Origin of the sequence: Rhizobium sp. P40RR-XXII (assembly GCF_012641405.1) — a bacterium.
In the GTDB taxonomy this organism is placed as follows: Bacteria; Pseudomonadota; Alphaproteobacteria; order Rhizobiales; family Rhizobiaceae; genus Rhizobium.
Genome location: NZ_JABAII010000007.1, coordinates 88,219 through 105,877, shown reverse-complemented (window position 1 = coordinate 105,877; position 17,659 = coordinate 88,219). Strand labels below are relative to the sequence as shown.

Here is a 17,659-nt window from a genome sequence, read left to right as displayed (position 1 = left end):
GCGGAAGCGACGCTGCGGCGCCGTTTCCAGGTGAGAGGCATCCGCTCGCTCGAGCGGGAAAATGAAAGAGAACCAGCGGTGGCAAACGGACCTACCCATCAGTTCCTGATCTTCAAGATTATTCCGATCGATATCGGTGGAATTGATTTTTCGTTCACCAACGCTTCCTTGTTCATGGTCGCCTCCGCAGTGATTTCCGCGGGCTTCCTCTATTTTGCCAGCGCGCAGCGCAGCGTCATTCCGAGCCGCGCTCAGTCGGTTGCGGAGATGGCCTACGAATTCATCGCCTCGATGCTGAAGGAAGGGGCGGGAACGAAGGGAATGAAGTTCTTCCCGCTGGTCTTCTCGCTCTTCATGTTCGTGCTGACGGCAAACCTGCTCGGCATGGTTCCCTATTTCTATACGGTCACCAGCCAAATCATCGTCACCTTCGCTCTGGCGCTGCTGGTCATCCTCACCGTCATTCTCTACGGCTTGATTAAGCACGGCTTCGGCTTCTTCAAGCTCTTCGTGCCGCAGGGTGTTCCGGGTATCCTTCTGCCGCTGGTGGTGGTGATCGAGATCATTTCCTTCCTGTCGCGGCCGATTTCGCTCTCCGTTCGTCTTTTCGCCAACATGCTGGCCGGTCATATCACGCTCAAGGTGTTCGCAGGCTTCGTCGCCTCGCTCGGAGCCCTTGGCGCGCTTGGCATTGGCGGCGCAATTCTTCCCCTCATCATGACCGTCGCCCTCACCGGTCTCGAGTTCCTTGTCGCCTTCCTCCAGGCTTACGTCTTTGCGGTACTGACTTGCATGTACCTCAACGACGCGATCCATCCGGGTGGCCACTAAGGATAAAGACATTGGCGTCTAAGGGCGTCAGTCATTCACCGCACAACCATTTCAAAGGAGTTCAACATGGACGCGGAAGCAGCAAAGTTCATCGGCGCAGGTTTGGCTTGCTTTGGTATGGCCGGCACGGCTCTCGGCCTCGGCAATATCTTCGGCAGCTACCTGTCCGGCGCACTGCGCAATCCGTCGGCTGCTGACAGCCAGTTCGGCCGTCTGGTATTCGGCTTCGCCGTTACGGAAGCTCTGGGCATCTTCTCGCTGCTCATCGCTCTCCTCCTGCTCTTCGCCGTCTGATATCAGCGGCGTCATAGATCACGGTTCGCGGGCAGCGAGCCGTGATTCTTTGCATTTGCAGACCACCTGGAGGTGAGCATGTTTGTGACCCCGGCATATGCTGAAGAAGCACCGCCGGCCGCCGGCGAGGTGCATACGGAAACGGGTGCGCCGAATGAAGGCCATCACGCCGGTGTTTTTCCGCCGTTTGACCATACGACGTATCCGTCACAGCTGCTTTGGCTGGTGATCACCTTCGTCATCTTCTATGTGGCCATGCAGAAGATCGTCATTCCGCGCGTTGGCCGCATCCTGGAAAGCCGGCACGACCGGATCGCTCAGGATATCGAAGAAGCTTCTCGCCTGAAGGCCGAAGCCGATGCCGCCGTCGCGACCTATGAAAGCGAATTGGCTGCCGCGCGCGCCAAGGCAAATTCGATCGGCGCAAGCGCCCGCGACGCTGCCAAGGTCAAGGCCGAGCAAGATCGCAAGACGATCGAGGCAAGCCTTTCCGAAAAGCTCAAGGCTGCGGAAGCCCGCATTGCCGAGATCAAGACGAAGGCTTTTGGCGATGTCGGTGCCATTGCTGAAGAGACGGCTGCGGCCGTCGTCGAGCAGCTGGTCGGCAACGTCGCCGGCAAGGCTGATGTCGCTTCGGCTGTTGCCGTAGCATCCGCGAAGCGGGAGGGCTAAGTTATGACGTTTGGTCTTGACGAAACTTTCTTTGCATTCGTCGCGCTTATCATCTTCATCGGTCTCATCGTCTACCTGAAGGTTCCGGGCATGATGGCGAAGTCGCTGGACGATCGCGCCGACCAGATCCGCAACGAGCTGGCAGAAGCCAAGCGTCTGCGCGAAGAGGCTCAGCATCTGCTGGCCGAATATCAGCGCAAGCGCAAGGAAGCCGAGGCTGAAGCCGCGAATATCGTCGCCGCAGCCGAGCGCGAAGCTGACATGCTAACGACGGAAGCCCGGAAGAAGACGGAGGAATTCGTCGCCAACCGTACGGCTCTCTCCGAGCAGAAGATCAAGCAGGCTGAAGCCGATGCGATGAAGGCGGTTCGTTCCGCCGCCGTCGATCTGGCGATCGCCGCTGCTGAATCGGTGCTTGCGAAAAAGGCCGATGGCAGCGTCCAGTCCGGCCTCTTCAACGATGCCGTCAAGGAAGTGAAGACGCGGCTGAATTGAGCTGCGGAACATCGAAATTTGACAAGGCCCTGCTTCGGCAGGGCTTTTTTATTGGGGAGAGGGCACGCCGTCATGTAGAGCCGATTGCTGCCGCATGACGCCGGTTCAATGCGCAGTTTTGCGCAGGAGGTTAGTCCTTATGGTGGGATGCGCAGGCTCCTGAGCTTGTCGAAGGGGTCGGGTGCTGAAGAAACGCAGACAAATCCCTCTTAATAGTGGCTATTCGATTTCTCGCAGGTTAATCATCGCCGCAACGAGCGGCTAGATGAGGAGTCTAGGGGAGGACAGATGCAGGCAATAATGGACGAAGAGCCGTTTCGCCAAGGCCATCTTATCGTGCGGCCCGTTCGCCCCTGGACCCAGGGCGTGCATGCTCTGCTGGCTGCCTTGCCGCCGCGTGGCTTTGATGCCGCTCCGCAGCCGGACGGATTTGACGACGTTTGGGAAAGAGTGACCTATCTGCCTGGAGTCACGGGCGACCTTGATAGCAACATCGAGATGCGCTCGGAGCAGATTCTGCAATCGGCCGCCCGATTGCTGCGCCGGTATCATCATAGTTCCGCTCTGGTCCAGCGGGATCTTGCCGCGGCCTATCTGTGGCAACTGCCGCCCCGCCTGCCGTCCGAGGTCATCTGCCACGGCGATTTCGCGCCTTATAATGTCGTCGTGAACGACGGCGAGGTGACCGGGGTCATCGATTTCGAGGCAGCCCATCCAGGTCCGCGGATTTGGGATCTGTCCTATGCGGTCTATCGCTGGGCGCCATTGTCCTCAAGCATGGCAGTGGAAAGATTGGATAGCCTTGCCAGCCAAATCCAGCGTGCGCGCATCTTCGTCGACGCCTATGGGATGCGGCTTGAGGAGCGCAGTTCCCTTCCGGCCGCCATCGTCGAGCGGCTTGAGGCATTATTGACCTTCATGGAACGGGAAGCTGCGCGCGGCATCGAGCGTTACCGCCGGAATCTGCAGGATGGGCATGACCGGATCTACAGGGAAGACATTGCCTATGTTACGAAATGGTCGCCTCAGATCGTCGCGGGGTTGACGAATTGAGGTCTCAGACGGCTTCCCTCTTGAGCGGGCGGAAGCTCATGCGATGCAGGGAGCAGGGACCGTGTTGCTCGATGCCGGCGCGATGCTGAGGCGTACCGTAGCCGGCATGGGCGGCAAAGCCATAGGCGGGGAAGACGACGCCTGCGCGTGCCATCATCCGGTCTCGCGTTACCTTGGCGACGATCGAGGCGGCTGCGATCGAGAAGGAGCGCGCATCGCCCTTGACCACGGCTTTTCCGGGGCAGGCTAGCCCAGCGGGCACATCGAGCCCGTCGGTCAGCACATAGCTTGCCGGAACCGCCAGCCCGCAAATGGCGCGCCGCATCGCATCCAGGCTTGCCTTGCGGATATCGGTCGTGTCGATGCGGGTAGCACTCGATGAGGCGATGGAGATTGTCGCCGTCGCAAGGATCTCGACGAACAGCTCCTCGCGCCTGGCGGTGGTCAACTGTTTGGAATCGTTCAGCCCATTCGGAATGCGGTCTGGATCGAGAATGACGGCGGCCGCCACGACCGGTCCTGCGAGCGGACCTCTGCCAGCCTCGTCTGCCCCGGCGACCGGCCAATGTCCGGCCCGGCGCGCGATCAGTTCCAGCTCGAAGGTCGGGACGAGCGGGATGTCCTCGAATAGCATTGGAGAATCGGGTGGTGTGCTGCGTGGCATGCGGCGAAGCTCGCACACCACCCGATCTCCTGCAAGCCCCCGGTGGATCAGGGCGGCGAACCGGGGGGCTTTTCCAGCGGGTACAGGGAAAACCCGCAAGGAATGTCAGAGCAAGGACAGCTGAACGCCGCTGCCGTCGGGCGGCACGAACAGGTCATCGCGCAATGCGATATTGCGGCGCGTGAGTTCGAGCCGGCGCGTCGCCATTTCGAAGCGGCGGCTGATCTGCCAGGCATAGGGGCCGGCGCCCTTCATGCGCTTGCCGAATTCGGCATCATAATCCTTGCCGCCGCGCATCGAGCGGATCAGCGACATCACATGGCGATAGCGGTCCGGATAGTGCTGCAGCAGCCAGTCGCGAAACAGTGGGCTCACCTCCAGCGGCAGCCGTAGGATGACATAGCTTGCCTCCAGCGCGCCGGCGGCCTTGCCGGCATCGAGAATACGTTCGATCTCGTGGTCGTTGAGCGCCGGGATGATCGGAGCCACCATGACCGAGGTGCGAATGCCGGCCTCGCTGAGCGCCTGGATCGCCTCCAGCCGCCGCGGAGGTGTCGCTGCCCGTGGTTCCATGGTGCGCGCCAGCTTCCGGTCGAGTGTCGTCACCGACAATCCCACCCGCACCAGGTTCTTGGCGGCCATTTCCTGGAGGATGTCGATATCGCGCATGATCAGCGCCGATTTGGTGACGATGGCAACCGGGTGGTTGGCCCGGTTCAGTACCTCGAGGACCTGGCGCATGATCCGCCACTCCTTCTCGATCGGCTGATAAGGGTCGGTATTGGTGCCGATGGCGATGACGCGTGGCTTGTAGCCGGGCTTTGCCAGCTCGCGCTCCAGCAGCTTGGCCGCATCCGGCTTGGCAAACAGTTTCGATTCGAAGTCCAGACCCGCAGACAGGCCCATATAGGCATGTGTCGGCCGCGCGAAGCAATAGATGCAGCCATGCTCGCAGCCGCGATAGGGATTGATGGAACGATCGAAGGGAATATCGGGGGATTCGTTGCGCGTGATCGCCGTGCGCGGCTTTTCCACCTGCACCTCGGTCTTGAAGGGCGGGAGCTCTTCCCATGTCTGCCAGCCGTCGTCGACTGTCTCACGCTGCTGCGGCTCGAACCGGCCGCTCGGATTCAATCCGGCGCCACGTCCGCGCCGGCGCTCCACGTCGATCCTGAGACCGGCGTCGGCGATCAAAGCGTTGGCAACGTCTGCCGTATTGGCAGGCGCGAATGCGGCCTGCCCTGCAAGGGACTGCTCGTTCATCGGTCGCTCCAGGGCGGTTCATGCCATCGCATGCCGCGTCTAAGATGATTAAATTCCTATCCGACAAATGAGAACATTGCAAGAACAAAATCCGGAATCATCATCTTCCGCCTCACGCATTCGAAGCGTTTGGCGATGGGCGCGCCGCGATTTCGGGGCGATGTATCACGCTTTTCTTAAACGTCAGGCCTCGAGGGTTAGGTGCTGGCAATAAATTGTGCGTCGCTCTATAAATGGGCAATGTTGACGGTCATCATCGAATGCCAGGATCACGAACCGGAGCTGGCGCAGACATTGGCGGCATTGGTGGCAGGCGCGGTCGAGGGGCTGGTCTGCGATGTCGTCGTGCTCGATCATGGTTCCAGGGACGGCACGTCGCGGGTGGCGGATGCCGCCGGATGCCGCTTCTATTCGCAATGGGATATCAAGGACATACTGCGTTCGGCACGCGGTGACTGGCTGCTGCTGGTCGAGCCCGGTGCGCGGCCGCAGGCGGGGTGGATCGACGAGATCGCGGAATATGTCTCCCTGAACAAGGCGCCGGCACGCTTCACCGCATCGCGCGGTTATCGCCGGCCTTTCCTGCAGCGCATTCGCAGAGGCATGCCGCCTTTGGAGCTGGGATTGCTCTTGTCGAAGGCGCAGGCCATCGCCGCCGCCAGAACCGGGATGCGGCTGGCCGAATTTGCCGAGGGCCGGAAGAGCCGGAGCCTTTCAAGCGAGCTCATACCCTCGTGGGTGGCGCGCGCGGCACGATAGCGCTTCGCTTCCGTTCCAGATTCCATTTGAAAAGCTGCAAATACCTGCGATAATTTTCCTGTGGCGGCACCTTACGCGTGTCGCGTCGGGCACCGACCATGAAGATGCCGATATGCGGCGGAACAGGTCAGCGGCACACTCCTTGTCCGCCGGGATACCGGCGAAAGGAGGTGCGTCATGAAACGCACGATGCTTTACCGCCTCTTGGCAATGGCTCTCATGTCAAGTGCAATTCTTTTTCCCGGCGTTGCAAACTCCCAGGCGATGCTGGTTTGCGCCCAGCGCGTCGATATCGTTGCCTTTCTTGGCGACAATCTCTCTGAAAAGCTCTCGGCGGTCGGCAAGCTTGGTGCCGATACGATCGTGGAGATCTACGCCGCCGAAAGCGGTAGCTGGACACTATTGATCAGCGACGCTTCGGGCCGGAGCTGCATCATCCTCAGTGGCGACAATTGGGAATTAGTTCCTATATTGCCGGGGCCGAAGGCATAGCAGGCTGATAATGCCTTGCCATGCGCAGGATCTACTGACAGCGCCGCGCGTCTTTCAAGACGCGCGGCGCTGCTATACTTTGAAATGCTACCTAATTTTTTGGCTTATCCCTTTCGCACAGGGTCACGCCAGTAGTTGTACAAGAGCCTTGCGGTTCCTCGGCTTCGAGACTGAAAAGCCGCGCTGAGCGGTAGGTAGACGTGCTGATCAATCAGCGCGAATCCGGCGGGGCTACCAATCCGAGGGCCAGCGTCATATCGTTGATGATCCCTAGACGCCCTTCAATCAACGCAATTTTCTCCGGCGTATCCGCACATGATGCCTCGATGTCGATAAACAGTTGCTCGCAACCGCCTGGCGTGACGGTGCCGAACATCTGGCCTGGTTCGTCGCTGATATTTCGCCAACCGTGTCGAACATGCGGCGGCAGAACGACGACGGTGCCGGGAGGCGCATCGAACTCTTCGTCACCGCATTGGAAGCGATAGAGTCCACGGATGACGCGAAAGACTTCGGTCTCCCGCGTGTGGATGTGAGGCGCTGGACCGTGTCCCGGTGGAGTGAAGGTTTCCCACATCCCGAATGCGCCGCCAGTCTCGGCGGCCGTGGCATGGATAACAACCTTTGCACCAAATGGGGTTTTTGCTACGCGCTCTTTGCCTGGCAAGGACACAACTGCATTCCGGAAGGTCGACATGGCCATCTCTGCATCGGTTGCAATCTGCGTATTGTATAGCATATCTCAAGTGTTTGGTGAGAGCTGCGAGTTCGTTTTTGGTCGGAGCGGTCTTTCATCACTGGAAGTGCCGCCTCCGGTTGCCGCGGAAGACGAACTCGTTGGCGTAGATGTCGACATGCTTGTCGCGGACGCCGTGGTAGGTCCCCTAGCTCGATCTCTTGAAGTTGGCGCACTTTGGGCGCCTGAAGCCACTTCGCCACCGGTTCTTCGCCAGATCCTCCGCATAGGCATAATCGTCTGGGAGGTCCGATGTGAACTTCTCCAGCGATGGCGGCTTGTCGTTTGCCCAGCGCGTCGGAAACAGGCTCTCACTCATCCAGCCCCTATATCGAAGCAGGGTAGACACGTCATGCGAGAACGCTAGATGGGATTAGCACCTGTGTGAACGGGATAAGTCATTAATCTTTCTCCCAACTCGATTCCGATTTGGGGAATTATGCGGTAGAGCCGCCGCGCCTCAGATGCTCGTCGAGGCGCGGCATGATCTCCACGAAATTGCAGGGCATATGGCGGTAATCGAGCTGCGCCTTGAGAATGCCATCCCAGGCGTCCTTGCAGGCGCCGGGCGATCCCGGCAGTACGAAGATGAAGGTGGCGTTGGCGACACCGCCAGTTGCCCGCGACTGGATCGTCGCCGTACCGATCTTGTCGTAGGAGATGCGATGGAAGACCTCGGAGAAGCCGTCCATGCGCTTCTCGAACAGCGGCTCCAGCGCTTCGGGAGTGACATCGCGGCCGGTGAAGCCCGTGCCGCCGGTGGTGATCACCACGTCGACCGCATCGTCCTTCGTCCAGGCTTCCACTTGCGCGCGGATGCGCTCCTTGTCGTCGGGAACGATGGCGCGGGCCGCCAGCCTATGGCCGGCTTCTGCGATGCGCGCGACCAGCGTATCGCCGGACCTGTCGTCGGCGGGCGTGCGCGTATCGGAAACGGTCAGCACGGCGATGCCGACGGGAATGAAGGATCTTTCGCTGACTGAGCCTGCCATCATGCCTCTCCCGCAATCGTTTCCGTCACCTTGAAATACCAGCCCGGCTTCTGCCTGTGAAGCGAGGCGGCGGCCTCCTCCGCCCGTTCGGTGCTTTCGAAAATCCCGAAGCAAGTAGCACCGGAGCCGGACATGCGGGTCACGATCGAATTTTGGCTTTCGATCAAGCCGGACAGCATCGAAATCTCGCTGCAGATCGAGCGTGCCGATGGTTCGAGATCGTTGCGCAGATTCCGGATCACCTCGATCCACTCGCCATATCCTTGCGGCATCTGCGATGGAAACAGCAATGGCGGATTGTCCTTGCGGGAGAGATGGCGAAATACGTCCGGCGTGGAGATGCCGACGAGCGGATTGCCGAGAACCATGGGGAAAGAGGGAAACGCCGGCAGCAAGTCTATCGCCTCGCCAATTCCGCGCGCCACCAGCGGCTTGCTGGCAAGGCACATCGGCACATCGGCGCCAAGCTTCAAGGCGATGGCCGTGACCTTCTCGTCAGGCAGCGCGAGCCGCCACAGCCGTATTAGCCCGCGCAATGTGGCGGCCGCATCCGCCGAGCCACCGCCGATACCCGATGCGATCGGCAGGTTCTTTTCAAGATGGATGTGAACGGCGGGCGCGTCGAAGCCCGCTGCGTGGGCAGCCGACCGCAGCAGATCGCGCGCCTTGAGCACGAGATTGTCGCCAGCCTCGCCATCGGCCGACAGTAGCGGGCCGAAGCGCCCGGAGAGGCTGAAGTCGTCATAATCGCCGGCGCGAAAGGCGAGGCGATCGCCATGGCGGGCAAAACTCACCAGCATATCGAGAAGATGATAGCCGTCGGCGCGGCGGCCCGTAACATGCAGTGCAAGATTGATCTTTGCGGGCGCTTCCTCCACGAGGTCGAAATCGCCCGCTGCCAAGACCGTGTTCATCGGAAGACTTAGGACTTCTTGTCGACCGGCGCCGGAGCGTTCGTGTCGGGCGAAGGCGCGGGCGCAGGGTCGGGTAGCTTGCTCTTGTCGACGGTCCTCGGATCGTTATCGAGCACGGGCAGGCCCTTCTCGACCTTTTCCTTGATCTTCGGAATATCGGCTTCTTCGGGTTTCGAGGCGAGCGCGCGGTTCCACTGATAGACAGCTTCGAGCTTGCGATTGACACGCCAATAGGCGTCGCCCAGGTGATCGTTGATCGTCGGGTCGCCGGCTTTCAGCTGCGCTGCCCGTTCCAGCTCGTTCACCGCGTCGTCGAAGCGGTTCAGGCGGAAATAGGCCCAGCCAAGGGAATCAACGATGTAGCCGTCATCCGGCTTCAGGTCGACGGCCTTCTTGATCATGTCCAGGCCCTGGTCGAGGTTCATATTCATGTCGACCCAGGAATAGCCGAGATAGTTCAGCACCTGCGGCTGATCCGGGTTGAGCTCCAGCGCCCTCTTGAAGTTCGGCTCGGCATCCGGCCACTTCTTCAGCCGCTCATAGGCGATGCCGCGCTGGAAGAACACGGCCCAATCGCTGCGCTTCGGCACCGGGCCGATGATCTGCACGGCCTTGTCGTAGTTATCGGCCATGGCCTGGAAATCCTTGGCGTCGGAAAGGACGCTTCCATAGGCGAGATAGCTACGAACGTCGTTGGGATCGGAATCGATCAATGCTTTCAGATGCTTGCGGGCATCGTCGACCTTGCCGGACTGGGCAAGCGCAAGGCCGAGCTGCAGCTCGGAAATACGGGCCATCGGCGAATCATCCGGCACCTTCTTGTAGAAGGCGACGGCGCGATCGGTCTGCTCCTGCTTTTCAGCCAGTCCGCCGAGGAGTACCAGCGTATCGGCAGCCTTCGGATCGAGCGAATTGGCAATCTGCAGGTAGAGCGAGACGACATCTTCGGCACCGTCGCGGTTCAGCGCGGCGCCGATGGTGAAGAGCACGGCAGCTGCACCCTGGCTCGCATTGGTGACCTGCTGGTCCGGCGTACCGCCCTTGGTGATGCTGTCACGCAGCGCGTTCAGCGGTGCGTAATTGCTGACAAGATTGTCGCCGACCGAGATCGCATCCAGCGCCTTCTGCTTGTCGCCGGCCTTGGCTTCGAGGCGTGCAAGCGCCATGACCGCGCGCATGAAGGTATCGGGTGCCGTTGCGCCGCCCGTCTTGTCGAGGATCGCGTCGTTGAGATGCGAGCGTGCCGATTTAAGGTCACCCAACGTCAGCGCGATGGCGCCGGCATGATAGTTCTTGAAGATGTTGAACCAATCCGGTCCCTTCATCTTGTCGATCATCGAGATCGCTTCCTTGCCGCGGCCGGATCCGGCGCGGGCCCAGGCGGAGAGCAGGTTGGTCATCATCCGGTCGAGATCGTTCGGACCGTTATATTTGAGAATTTCCTGTGCCGTCCGGTATTCGTGTCGGCGAATGGCATCCATGCCGCGCACGATCGTGGTGACGCGCTCGACCGAAGGATCGTTTTTCAACTCGTTGGCGTATTTGACGCCCTCTTCCAGATTGCCGTTGAGCAGCAGCGAGATCATCAGCCGTTGGCGGATTTCCGGATTGCCGGGGTCGATCATCAGCGCCTTTTTATAAAGCGCGATGGCGGTGTCGTAGTCGTGGTCGACATCGGCCGTGCGGGCGGCGAGAAACGCGCCTGCGAACGTATCGACGCCATCGGGATCGAAAGCAACCGGAGCGCTGGCCTCCGGCGCCGCTGCCGCCGGCTTGTCCTCCGCGCGCGCGCCAGTCAGGGCGGGCACCGAAAGGATTGCCGCCAAGGCTACGCCCGAAAGGAAACGGATGGCAAGTCTCTGCCGCATTAGAAAGCCTTTCATCAAGGAAACGGCCGGCGAAGTCGCCGGCGGCATAACGCATTCCTGTCAACTGATTCACAACAGGATGGCTTTTTTGAAGCGGCCCTGCAACAAATTCGGGTCGCCGCTATCAATTAACGCGTTCGATGCAGAAATCGATCACTTCGAGAAGTGCCGATTTCCAGGGCGTTTCCGGCATAGGCGCCAGAGCGTCGCGCGCGATGGTGCCGTAGTGCACGGCACGGGCAATTGTGTCGGCCAACGCGCCGTATTTCGTGATCAGGCCGAGGGCCTTTTCAAGATTTTCGTCGCTGTTGTTGCCGGTTTCGATGGCGTCACGCCAGAAGGCGCGTTCCTTTTCGGTGCCGCGGCGATAGGCGAGGATCACCGGCAGCGTGATCTTGCCCTCGCGGAAATCGTCGCCGACATTCTTGCCGAGATCGGCAGCCTTGCCGCCGTAGTCCAGCGCATCGTCGACGAGTTGAAAAGCGAGGCCGAGATTGGTGCCGTACGACTTCAGCGCATTGCGCTCCGCCTTGCCGGCGTTGGCGACGATCGGTCCGACTTCGGCCGCAGCGGCGAAAAGTGCGGCGGTCTTGGCGCGAATGACCGAAAGATAATCGTCTTCGGTCGTTTCCATGTTCTTGGAGACCGAGAGCTGCAGCACTTCGCCCTCGGCGATGACGCAGGCAGCCGAGGACAAGACGTCGAGCGCATCAAGCGAGCCGACTTCCACCATCATGCGGAAGGCCTGGCCGAGCAGGAAGTCGCCGACCAGAACGCTCGCCTGGTTGCCCCAGATCATGCGGGCAGTGGACTTGCCGCGGCGCAGATCGCTTTCATCGACCACATCGTCATGCAGCAGCGTGGCTGTGTGCAGGAATTCGACCGATGTCGCCAGCTTGATGTGATTGTCGCCCTGATAGCCGTAAAGTGCGGCGGAGGCGATCGTCAGCATCGGCCGCAGGCGCTTGCCGCCGGAGGAGATGAGATGCTCCGCAACCTCGGGGATCATCTGCACATCGGAGCCGGCCTTGGACAGGATGAGCTGATTGACGCGTTCCATGTCCGCCTTGGTCAGATCCACCAATGGCTTGATGGATGCCAGTTTATTCTTGCTTTCTTCCAGCGGTATCACGACGCCCAACGATCCGGACTCCTGTTCATTTTCTGCAAAGCACAATAAGAAGGGGCGAAAGAGGCGGCAAGAGGCGAATTGTCTCGTCGCGTAAATTTGACAGGAATTCTAGGGCTTATGCACGAGCTGATCCGCACCAATGACCCGGTCCTTCTCTCCTTTGCGGAGAGCCTGATGAAGGATGCCGGAATTCATTGCCTGGTGGCGGATCAGGCGATGAGCATCCTGGAGGGATCTCTCGGCATGCTGCCGCGCCGTTTTCTGGTGGAGGAAGAGCGTGCGGATCAGGCGCGGCGTATCCTGATCGATGCCGGTCTCGGCGACGAGCTGCGCCCGGCGCGGACCTGAGGTTCGCCATGACCGGCAGCCCCTCCGAAACCATCGATGCCTTTCATCGCGGCGCTTTCCACATCGTCCAGCCGAAGGGCAGGGGGCACCGCTCCGGCATGGATGCCATGCTGCTGGCGGCACTCGTGGCGGACGACCGCGCAATCAGGGTAGCCGATCTCGGCGCGGGTGCGGGGGCCGCTGGAATGGCCGTCGCGTCTCGGCTCGACCAGGCGGAGGTGGTGCTGTTCGAGCGCTCGCCCGATATGGCCGAGTTCGCTCGCAAAAGCCTGCTTCTGCCTGACAATGCGCGTTTTGCGGACCGTGTCTCGGTCATCGAAGCCGACGTTACGTTGACCGGCAAGGATCGCAACGAGGCGGGCCTGGTCGACGACAGCTTCCATCACGTCATCATGAACCCGCCCTTCAACGACGCAAGCGACAGGCTGACGCCAGATGCGTTGAAGGCCGAGGCGCATGCCATGACGGACGGGCTGTTCGAAAAATGGATCCGCACGGCAGGTGCGATCATGATCCCCGGCGGCCAGCTCTCGCTCATCGCGCGGCCGGAATCCATCGGCGAGATTATTGCCGCCTGCGGCCGCCGCTTCGGCGGTATCGAGATCACGCCGATCCATCCGCGCGAAGGCGAGAATGCCGTGCGCATCCTGGTGACGGGAATAAAGGGCTCGCGAGCGAGGCTGGCGCTGCGTGCGCCCTTGATCATGCATGGCGAGGGAACGCATAAATTTTCCGATTTCGTCGACGATCTGAATAATGGCCGCGCCGCCTATCCGCGCCGATAACCTATCGTCGCTTAGGCATCAGGGCACGAAATACGATCCGCAATGTTGCGTTTGCCGTTTCCGTGCATACATCACGGGGCAGCAAACATCATGATTCAGGGATGACGAATGGTTGAGTTCTTGAGACGCATGCTTCCGAAGCGCTTCCGCAAGGAGCAGGTGATCGTACCCGTTGTCCGCCTGAGCGGCGTCATCTCTTCCGGAGGTGGGCCTCTGCGGCAATCGCTGAACCTGGCGGGCGTGTCGCCAGCGCTTGAAAAGGCGTTTGACATGAAGACGGCGCCGGCCGTTGCCATCATCGTCAATTCGCCGGGTGGTTCTCCAGTGCAGTCGCGGATGATCTACAATCGCATTCGCGATCTTGCCGCCGAGAAAAACAAGAAGGTTCTGGTCTTCGTCGAGGACGTCGCGGCATCCGGCGGCTATATGATCGCGCTGGCAGGCGATGAGATCATTGCCGACTCCACGTCGATCGTCGGTTCCATCGGCGTCGTGTCCGGTGGCTTCGGTTTTCCGGATCTCTTGAAGAAGATCGGCATCGAGCGGCGCGTCTATACAGCCGGCGAGAACAAGGTGATCCTCGATCCGTTCCAGCCGGAGAAGGAAAAGGACATCGAATATCTGAAGAGCCTGCAGCTCGAAATCCACAAGGTCTTCATCGACATGGTGCTGGAGCGGCGGACTGGCAAGCTCTCGGCGGACGAAACGGTGTTCTCCGGTCTCTTTTGGACCGGCAATCGTGGGCTGGAGCTTGGCTTGATCGACGGCCTCGGCGACATGCGGCAAGAATTGAGGAAGCGCTTCGGCGACAAGGTCAAGCCTACGCTGGTCACCACGCCGCGCAGCCTTTTTGGCCGCAAGGCTCCGGGCATTTCGCTTGGCGGCATGGACGGCATCGGCGTGGGGCTTGCATCCGGGCTTGCCGAAGCGGCAGAGGACAAGGCATTGTGGAGCCGGTACGGATTGTAGTCGGGAGCGCTGCCTGATGCCCCAGATCATCTTCTTCATCGTCGCCGTCGGCGGCATCTGGTTCTTGTATCGGCGTTTTGTGCGGGATGCCCGGAGGCTCGCCGAAAAATCACGCCGCGCCGAAACGGAACGCCGCACCGGCGCCATGGGAACCCTGGTCAAGGATCCGAAGACGGGAGAATATCGTGTGAAGCGTGAGGATGAATAGAATGCGCCTGTCTCGGTGACGTGAGGCGCAGGGGCGTTTGCGCTGCAAAGCCTTGACCCGTTCGCCCCGCCGTGGCACCTGTCCGCCCAACTATTCGCTAGCAGAAGAAATCAATTCCCATGACTGCCAATGTGCCCGACCACATGAACCCGAAGCGCTCTTTTCAGGCGCTGATCCTGACGCTGCACAATTATTGGGCCGACAAGGGTTGCGCGGTTCTGCAGCCCTACGACATGGAAGTCGGCGCCGGCACGTTCCATCCGGCCACCACCTTGCGCTCGCTGGGTCCAAAGCCCTGGCGGGCCGCGTATGTCCAGCCGTCGCGCCGTCCGTCCGATGGTCGCTATGGCGAAAACCCGAACCGCCTGCAGCACTACTACCAATATCAGGTCATCCTGAAACCCAATCCGCCGAACCTGCAGGAACTCTATCTCGGCTCGTTGAAGGCGATCGGCCTCGATCCGCTGCTGCATGATATCCGCTTCGTCGAGGACGATTGGGAAAGCCCGACGCTCGGCGCATGGGGCCTCGGCTGGGAATGCTGGTGCGATGGCATGGAAGTCTCGCAGTTCACCTATTTCCAGCAGGTCTGCGGCATCGAATGCGCGCCCGTCGCCGGCGAGCTGACTTACGGTCTGGAGCGTCTTGCGACCTATGTCCAGGGCGTCGACAGCGTCTATGACCTGAACTTCAACGGCCTCGAAGGCGAAGACAAGATCACCTATGGCGATGTCTTTCTTCAGGCCGAGCAGGAATATTCGCGGCATAATTTCGAATATGCCAATACCGAGATGCTGCACCGCCATTTCATCGATGCGGAGAAGGAATGCCAGGCCTTGCTGGCCGCCGGCGCACCCGGTGACAGCGAAAACCATCGCCTGCACAAATGCGTCTTTCCGGCCTATGACCAGTGCATCAAGGCGAGCCATGTCTTCAACCTGCTCGATGCCCGCGGCGTCATCTCGGTAACGGAGCGTCAGAGCTACATCCTGCGCGTGCGCACACTGGCCAAGGCCTGCGGCGAGGCCTTCCTGCTGACGGATGCCGGCGGTGCCAATTGGAACCAGCAGGCCGCTTGAGCCTGAAATGCGATCGGAGCGCTTGAACGGGCGCTCCTCAAGGCCGCGGTTCGTAGAGTATCCCTTTTTCAACGTCCGGCAATTTCCCCGGGATTGGGCAATGCTAGCCCAATCTTGGCCCTCCACCGCCGTTAAAGCCGGGTGACATTACCGCCAAATCTGCCTAGTGTCCCTGTGGTTGCAGTCGCCACGGGGGATTTCAGATGCTTATTCTTCTCGCGATCATAGTGCTGGCCGCGCTCTATGTCGTCTTCGCCTATAATGGGCTCGTCCGCGCGCGCCAGGTGGCGGAGGAGGCCTGGTCCGGCATCGACGTGCAATTGAAGCGTCGCGCCGATCTGATCCCCAATCTGATCGAGACGGTCAAAGGCTATGCCGGCCATGAGCGCCAGACTTTGGAAGAGGTTGTCGAACTCCGCAACAAGGCGCAGGCCGTGCCGGCTGGGGATGTCGCTGCCCGAGGTCAAGTCGAGGGCTTGTTGTCGCAGGCACTCGGCCGCGTGATCGCGCTCGCCGAAGCCTATCCCGATCTCAAGGCCAATACGAACTTCCTCGAATTGCAGCGCTCGCTGGAGGGCTTGGAAGGCGAAATCCAGATGTCGCGCCGCTATTACAACGGCGCCGCGCGCGACCTGAACGTCAAGGTCGAGACCTTCCCGAACAATCTCATCGCCGGCCCCTTCGGCTTTGCCAAGCGGGCCTATTTCGAGATCACCAACGAAGCGGATCGCGCCGTTCCCACAGTAAAGTTCTGAGATTCCCGCTATCGGTTTTTCATGCGAGGCGGTAAAGGAAGCCGACCGACGGCCATCGGCCGCCTTCCTGACTGACCAAAGAGAATGATGATGGGTAGAGCCAAACTCACGATTATCCCGCCGGGCAAGCCTTTGACCGGACGCGCCATGCCGCCGGGATCGAAGTCGATCACCAACCGCGCACTGCTGCTGGCAGGCCTTGCCAAGGGCACGAGCCGGCTGACCGGCGCGCTGAAGAGCGACGATACCCGCTATATGGCCGAGGCGCTGCGCGCCATGGGCGTTGTCATCGACGAACCCGATGACACGACCTTCATCGTGACCGGCAGCGGCAAGCTGCAGGCGCCGGCAGCTCCTCTTTTCCTCGGCAATGCCGGAACCGCGACGCGCTTTTTGACGGCTGCCGCCGCCCTGGTCGAAGGCAAGGTCATCGTCGATGGCGATGCCCATATGCGCAAGCGGCCGATCGGCCCGCTCGTCGACGCGCTCCGCTCGCTCGGCATCGATGCCTCGACCGAAACCGGCTGCCCGCCGGTAATAGTCAACGGCACCGGCCGTTTCGAGGCCAACCGCGTGCAGATCGATGGCGGCCTGTCCAGCCAGTATGTTTCGGCGCTACTGATGATGGCCGCAGGCGGCGACCGCGCTGTTGATGTCGAGCTGCTCGGCGAACATATCGGCGCTCTGGGCTACATCGATCTCACGGTTGCGGCCATGCGTGCTTTCGGCGCCAAGGTGGAGCGCGTGAGCCCCGTCGCCTGGCGTGTCGAGCCCACCGGCTATCATGCCGCCGACTTCCTGATCGAGCCGGATGCCTCCGCCGCGACCTATCTCTGGGCGGCCGAAGTGCTTGGTGGTGGCAAGATCGATCTCGGCACGCCGGCGGAGCAGTTCTCGCAGCCGGATGCGAAGGCCTATGATCTGATCTCGAAGTTCCCGCATCTTCCGGCCGTCATCGACGGTTCGCAGATGCAGGATGCCATTCCGACGCTTGCCGTCCTTGCCGCTTTCAACGACACGCCAGTGCGTTTTGTCGGCATCGAGAACCTCCGCGTCAAGGAATGCGATCGCATCCGCGCGCTGTCGAGCGGCCTGTCGCGCATTGTTCCGAATCTCGGCACCGAAGAGGGCGACGATCTGATCGTCGCATCCGATCCCAGCCTGGCCGGCAAAATCCTGCCTGCGGAGATCGACAGTTTCGCCGATCACCGCATCGCCATGAGCTTCGCGCTGGCTGGCCTGAAGATCGGCGGCATCACTATTCTCGACCCCGACTGCGTCGCCAAGACCTTTCCGTCCTACTGGAACGTGCTGGCTTCGCTCGGTGTCGCTTACGAAGACTGACGCTTC

At 60.8% G+C, this 17,659-nt stretch carries 21 protein-coding genes; 14 read left to right on the top strand and 7 right to left on the bottom strand.

Annotated elements, in window-relative coordinates; all coding sequences use genetic code 11:
* Window positions 1-78 precede the first annotated feature (78 nt).
* From HGP16_RS15265 to HGP16_RS15245, 5 genes are all read left to right on the top strand, one after another.
* Window positions 79-831, top strand: coding sequence for a F0F1 ATP synthase subunit A (locus HGP16_RS15265; protein ID WP_168840873.1), 753 nt, complete (start codon window positions 79-81; stop codon window positions 829-831).
* 66 nt (window positions 832-897) lie between these two features.
* The gene (locus HGP16_RS15260) at window positions 898-1,125 is read left to right on the top strand and encodes a F0F1 ATP synthase subunit C (protein WP_004109844.1); all 228 of its coding nucleotides are present in this window, start codon (window positions 898-900) and stop codon (window positions 1,123-1,125) included.
* Window positions 1,126-1,203: 78 nt separating this feature from the next.
* Entirely contained in the window at window positions 1,204-1,797 is a 594-nt protein-coding gene (locus tag HGP16_RS15255) for a F0F1 ATP synthase subunit B (protein WP_168840872.1), read from the top strand.
* Window positions 1,798-1,800: 3 nt separating this feature from the next.
* Window positions 1,801-2,292: a F0F1 ATP synthase subunit B gene (locus HGP16_RS15250; protein WP_168840871.1), complete on the top strand. Its 492-nt coding sequence runs from the start codon at window positions 1,801-1,803 to the stop codon at window positions 2,290-2,292.
* A gap of 288 nt (window positions 2,293-2,580) precedes the next feature.
* Window positions 2,581-3,345, top strand: coding sequence for a phosphotransferase (locus tag HGP16_RS15245; protein WP_168840870.1), 765 nt, complete (start codon window positions 2,581-2,583; stop codon window positions 3,343-3,345).
* A 4-nt stretch (window positions 3,346-3,349) separates the two neighbouring features.
* Here the strand turns inward: HGP16_RS15245 and HGP16_RS15240 are convergent, their stop codons facing one another.
* Window positions 3,350-4,009 (bottom strand): ribonuclease HII, encoded by a 660-nt coding sequence (locus HGP16_RS15240; RefSeq protein ID WP_168841099.1) that lies wholly within the window; start codon window positions 4,007-4,009, stop codon window positions 3,350-3,352.
* Between the two features lie 105 nt (window positions 4,010-4,114).
* On the bottom strand, window positions 4,115-5,272 hold the full coding sequence (locus HGP16_RS15235) for a PA0069 family radical SAM protein (RefSeq protein ID WP_168840869.1): 1,158 nt from the start codon (window positions 5,270-5,272) through the stop codon (window positions 4,115-4,117).
* Window positions 5,273-5,512: 240 nt separating this feature from the next.
* On the opposite strand from HGP16_RS15235, the gene HGP16_RS15230 reads away from it, so the two are divergent.
* Both HGP16_RS15230 and HGP16_RS15225 read left to right on the top strand, forming a co-directional pair.
* The gene (locus tag HGP16_RS15230) at window positions 5,513-6,031 is read left to right on the top strand and encodes a glycosyl transferase (RefSeq protein ID WP_168841098.1); all 519 of its coding nucleotides are present in this window, start codon (window positions 5,513-5,515) and stop codon (window positions 6,029-6,031) included.
* Between the two features lie 177 nt (window positions 6,032-6,208).
* On the top strand, window positions 6,209-6,523 hold the full coding sequence (locus HGP16_RS15225; protein ID WP_168840868.1) for a hypothetical protein: 315 nt from the start codon (window positions 6,209-6,211) through the stop codon (window positions 6,521-6,523).
* A gap of 211 nt (window positions 6,524-6,734) precedes the next feature.
* On the opposite strand, the gene HGP16_RS15220 is transcribed toward HGP16_RS15225, so the two are convergent.
* The 5 genes from HGP16_RS15220 to HGP16_RS15200 all read right to left on the bottom strand — a co-directional run bounded on the left by HGP16_RS15220 (window position 6,735) and on the right by HGP16_RS15200 (window position 12,174).
* Window positions 6,735-7,226 (bottom strand): cupin domain-containing protein, encoded by a 492-nt coding sequence (locus HGP16_RS15220; protein ID WP_168840867.1) that lies wholly within the window; start codon window positions 7,224-7,226, stop codon window positions 6,735-6,737.
* Window positions 7,227-7,696: 470 nt separating this feature from the next.
* Complete coding sequence (gene moaB / locus HGP16_RS15215; RefSeq protein ID WP_168841097.1) at window positions 7,697-8,251, bottom strand: molybdenum cofactor biosynthesis protein B; 555 nt, start codon at window positions 8,249-8,251, stop codon at window positions 7,697-7,699.
* The gene (locus HGP16_RS15210) at window positions 8,251-9,165 is read right to left on the bottom strand and encodes a 4-(cytidine 5'-diphospho)-2-C-methyl-D-erythritol kinase (RefSeq protein ID WP_168840866.1); all 915 of its coding nucleotides are present in this window, start codon (window positions 9,163-9,165) and stop codon (window positions 8,251-8,253) included. The genes moaB and HGP16_RS15210 overlap by 1 nt, the downstream gene beginning before the upstream one ends.
* 8 nt (window positions 9,166-9,173) lie before the next feature.
* On the bottom strand, window positions 9,174-11,033 hold the full coding sequence (locus HGP16_RS15205) for a tetratricopeptide repeat protein (RefSeq protein ID WP_168841096.1): 1,860 nt from the start codon (window positions 11,031-11,033) through the stop codon (window positions 9,174-9,176).
* Between the two features lie 124 nt (window positions 11,034-11,157).
* Window positions 11,158-12,174: a polyprenyl synthetase family protein gene (locus HGP16_RS15200; RefSeq protein WP_168840865.1), complete on the bottom strand. Its 1,017-nt coding sequence runs from the start codon at window positions 12,172-12,174 to the stop codon at window positions 11,158-11,160.
* 108 nt (window positions 12,175-12,282) lie between these two features.
* Here HGP16_RS15200 and HGP16_RS15195 point away from each other — a divergent pair, with 108 nt between their 5' ends.
* The 7 genes from HGP16_RS15195 to HGP16_RS15165 all read left to right on the top strand — a co-directional run bounded on the left by HGP16_RS15195 (window position 12,283) and on the right by HGP16_RS15165 (window position 17,653).
* Complete coding sequence (locus HGP16_RS15195) at window positions 12,283-12,513, top strand: DUF2007 domain-containing protein (RefSeq protein WP_168840864.1); 231 nt, start codon at window positions 12,283-12,285, stop codon at window positions 12,511-12,513.
* Between the two features lie 8 nt (window positions 12,514-12,521).
* On the top strand, window positions 12,522-13,298 hold the full coding sequence (locus HGP16_RS15190) for a tRNA1(Val) (adenine(37)-N6)-methyltransferase (protein WP_168840863.1): 777 nt from the start codon (window positions 12,522-12,524) through the stop codon (window positions 13,296-13,298).
* Between the two features lie 108 nt (window positions 13,299-13,406).
* Window positions 13,407-14,267: a S49 family peptidase gene (locus HGP16_RS15185; protein WP_168840862.1), complete on the top strand. Its 861-nt coding sequence runs from the start codon at window positions 13,407-13,409 to the stop codon at window positions 14,265-14,267.
* Window positions 14,268-14,283: 16 nt separating this feature from the next.
* On the top strand, window positions 14,284-14,475 hold the full coding sequence (locus HGP16_RS15180; RefSeq protein WP_168840861.1) for an NfeD family protein: 192 nt from the start codon (window positions 14,284-14,286) through the stop codon (window positions 14,473-14,475).
* Between the two features lie 119 nt (window positions 14,476-14,594).
* Window positions 14,595-15,554, top strand: a complete 960-nt coding sequence (locus tag HGP16_RS15175; protein ID WP_106996775.1) for a glycine--tRNA ligase subunit alpha — start codon at window positions 14,595-14,597, stop codon at window positions 15,552-15,554.
* Window positions 15,555-15,757: 203 nt separating this feature from the next.
* A complete protein-coding gene (locus tag HGP16_RS15170; protein WP_168840860.1) occupies window positions 15,758-16,309 on the top strand; it encodes a LemA family protein in 552 nt (183 codons plus the stop codon).
* An 87-nt stretch (window positions 16,310-16,396) separates the two neighbouring features.
* On the top strand, window positions 16,397-17,653 hold the full coding sequence (locus HGP16_RS15165; RefSeq protein WP_205926570.1) for a 3-phosphoshikimate 1-carboxyvinyltransferase: 1,257 nt from the start codon (window positions 16,397-16,399) through the stop codon (window positions 17,651-17,653).
* Window positions 17,654-17,659: the final 6 nt, after the last annotated feature.

Coding starts and splice junctions, on each gene's coding strand:
- HGP16_RS15195 (WP_168840864.1), top strand. CDS start 12,283: ATGCACGAGCTGATCCGCACCAATGACCCGGTCCTTCTCTCCTTTGCG.
- HGP16_RS15245 (WP_168840870.1), top strand. CDS start 2,581: ATGCAGGCAATAATGGACGAAGAGCCGTTTCGCCAAGGCCATCTTATC.
- HGP16_RS15165 (WP_205926570.1), top strand. CDS start 16,397: ATGATGGGTAGAGCCAAACTCACGATTATCCCGCCGGGCAAGCCTTTG.
- HGP16_RS15250 (WP_168840871.1), top strand. CDS start 1,801: ATGACGTTTGGTCTTGACGAAACTTTCTTTGCATTCGTCGCGCTTATC.
- moaB (WP_168841097.1), bottom strand. CDS start 8,251: ATGGCAGGCTCAGTCAGCGAAAGATCCTTCATTCCCGTCGGCATCGCC.
- HGP16_RS15255 (WP_168840872.1), top strand. CDS start 1,204: ATGTTTGTGACCCCGGCATATGCTGAAGAAGCACCGCCGGCCGCCGGC.
- HGP16_RS15235 (WP_168840869.1), bottom strand. CDS start 5,272: ATGAACGAGCAGTCCCTTGCAGGGCAGGCCGCATTCGCGCCTGCCAAT.
- HGP16_RS15175 (WP_106996775.1), top strand. CDS start 14,595: ATGACTGCCAATGTGCCCGACCACATGAACCCGAAGCGCTCTTTTCAG.
- HGP16_RS15170 (WP_168840860.1), top strand. CDS start 15,758: ATGCTTATTCTTCTCGCGATCATAGTGCTGGCCGCGCTCTATGTCGTC.
- HGP16_RS15180 (WP_168840861.1), top strand. CDS start 14,284: ATGCCCCAGATCATCTTCTTCATCGTCGCCGTCGGCGGCATCTGGTTC.
- HGP16_RS15205 (WP_168841096.1), bottom strand. CDS start 11,033: ATGCGGCAGAGACTTGCCATCCGTTTCCTTTCGGGCGTAGCCTTGGCG.
- HGP16_RS15230 (WP_168841098.1), top strand. CDS start 5,513: ATGTTGACGGTCATCATCGAATGCCAGGATCACGAACCGGAGCTGGCG.
- HGP16_RS15260 (WP_004109844.1), top strand. CDS start 898: ATGGACGCGGAAGCAGCAAAGTTCATCGGCGCAGGTTTGGCTTGCTTT.
- HGP16_RS15220 (WP_168840867.1), bottom strand. CDS start 7,226: ATGGCCATGTCGACCTTCCGGAATGCAGTTGTGTCCTTGCCAGGCAAA.
- HGP16_RS15240 (WP_168841099.1), bottom strand. CDS start 4,009: ATGCCACGCAGCACACCACCCGATTCTCCAATGCTATTCGAGGACATC.
- HGP16_RS15185 (WP_168840862.1), top strand. CDS start 13,407: ATGGTTGAGTTCTTGAGACGCATGCTTCCGAAGCGCTTCCGCAAGGAG.
- HGP16_RS15225 (WP_168840868.1), top strand. CDS start 6,209: ATGAAACGCACGATGCTTTACCGCCTCTTGGCAATGGCTCTCATGTCA.
- HGP16_RS15210 (WP_168840866.1), bottom strand. CDS start 9,165: ATGAACACGGTCTTGGCAGCGGGCGATTTCGACCTCGTGGAGGAAGCG.
- HGP16_RS15190 (WP_168840863.1), top strand. CDS start 12,522: ATGACCGGCAGCCCCTCCGAAACCATCGATGCCTTTCATCGCGGCGCT.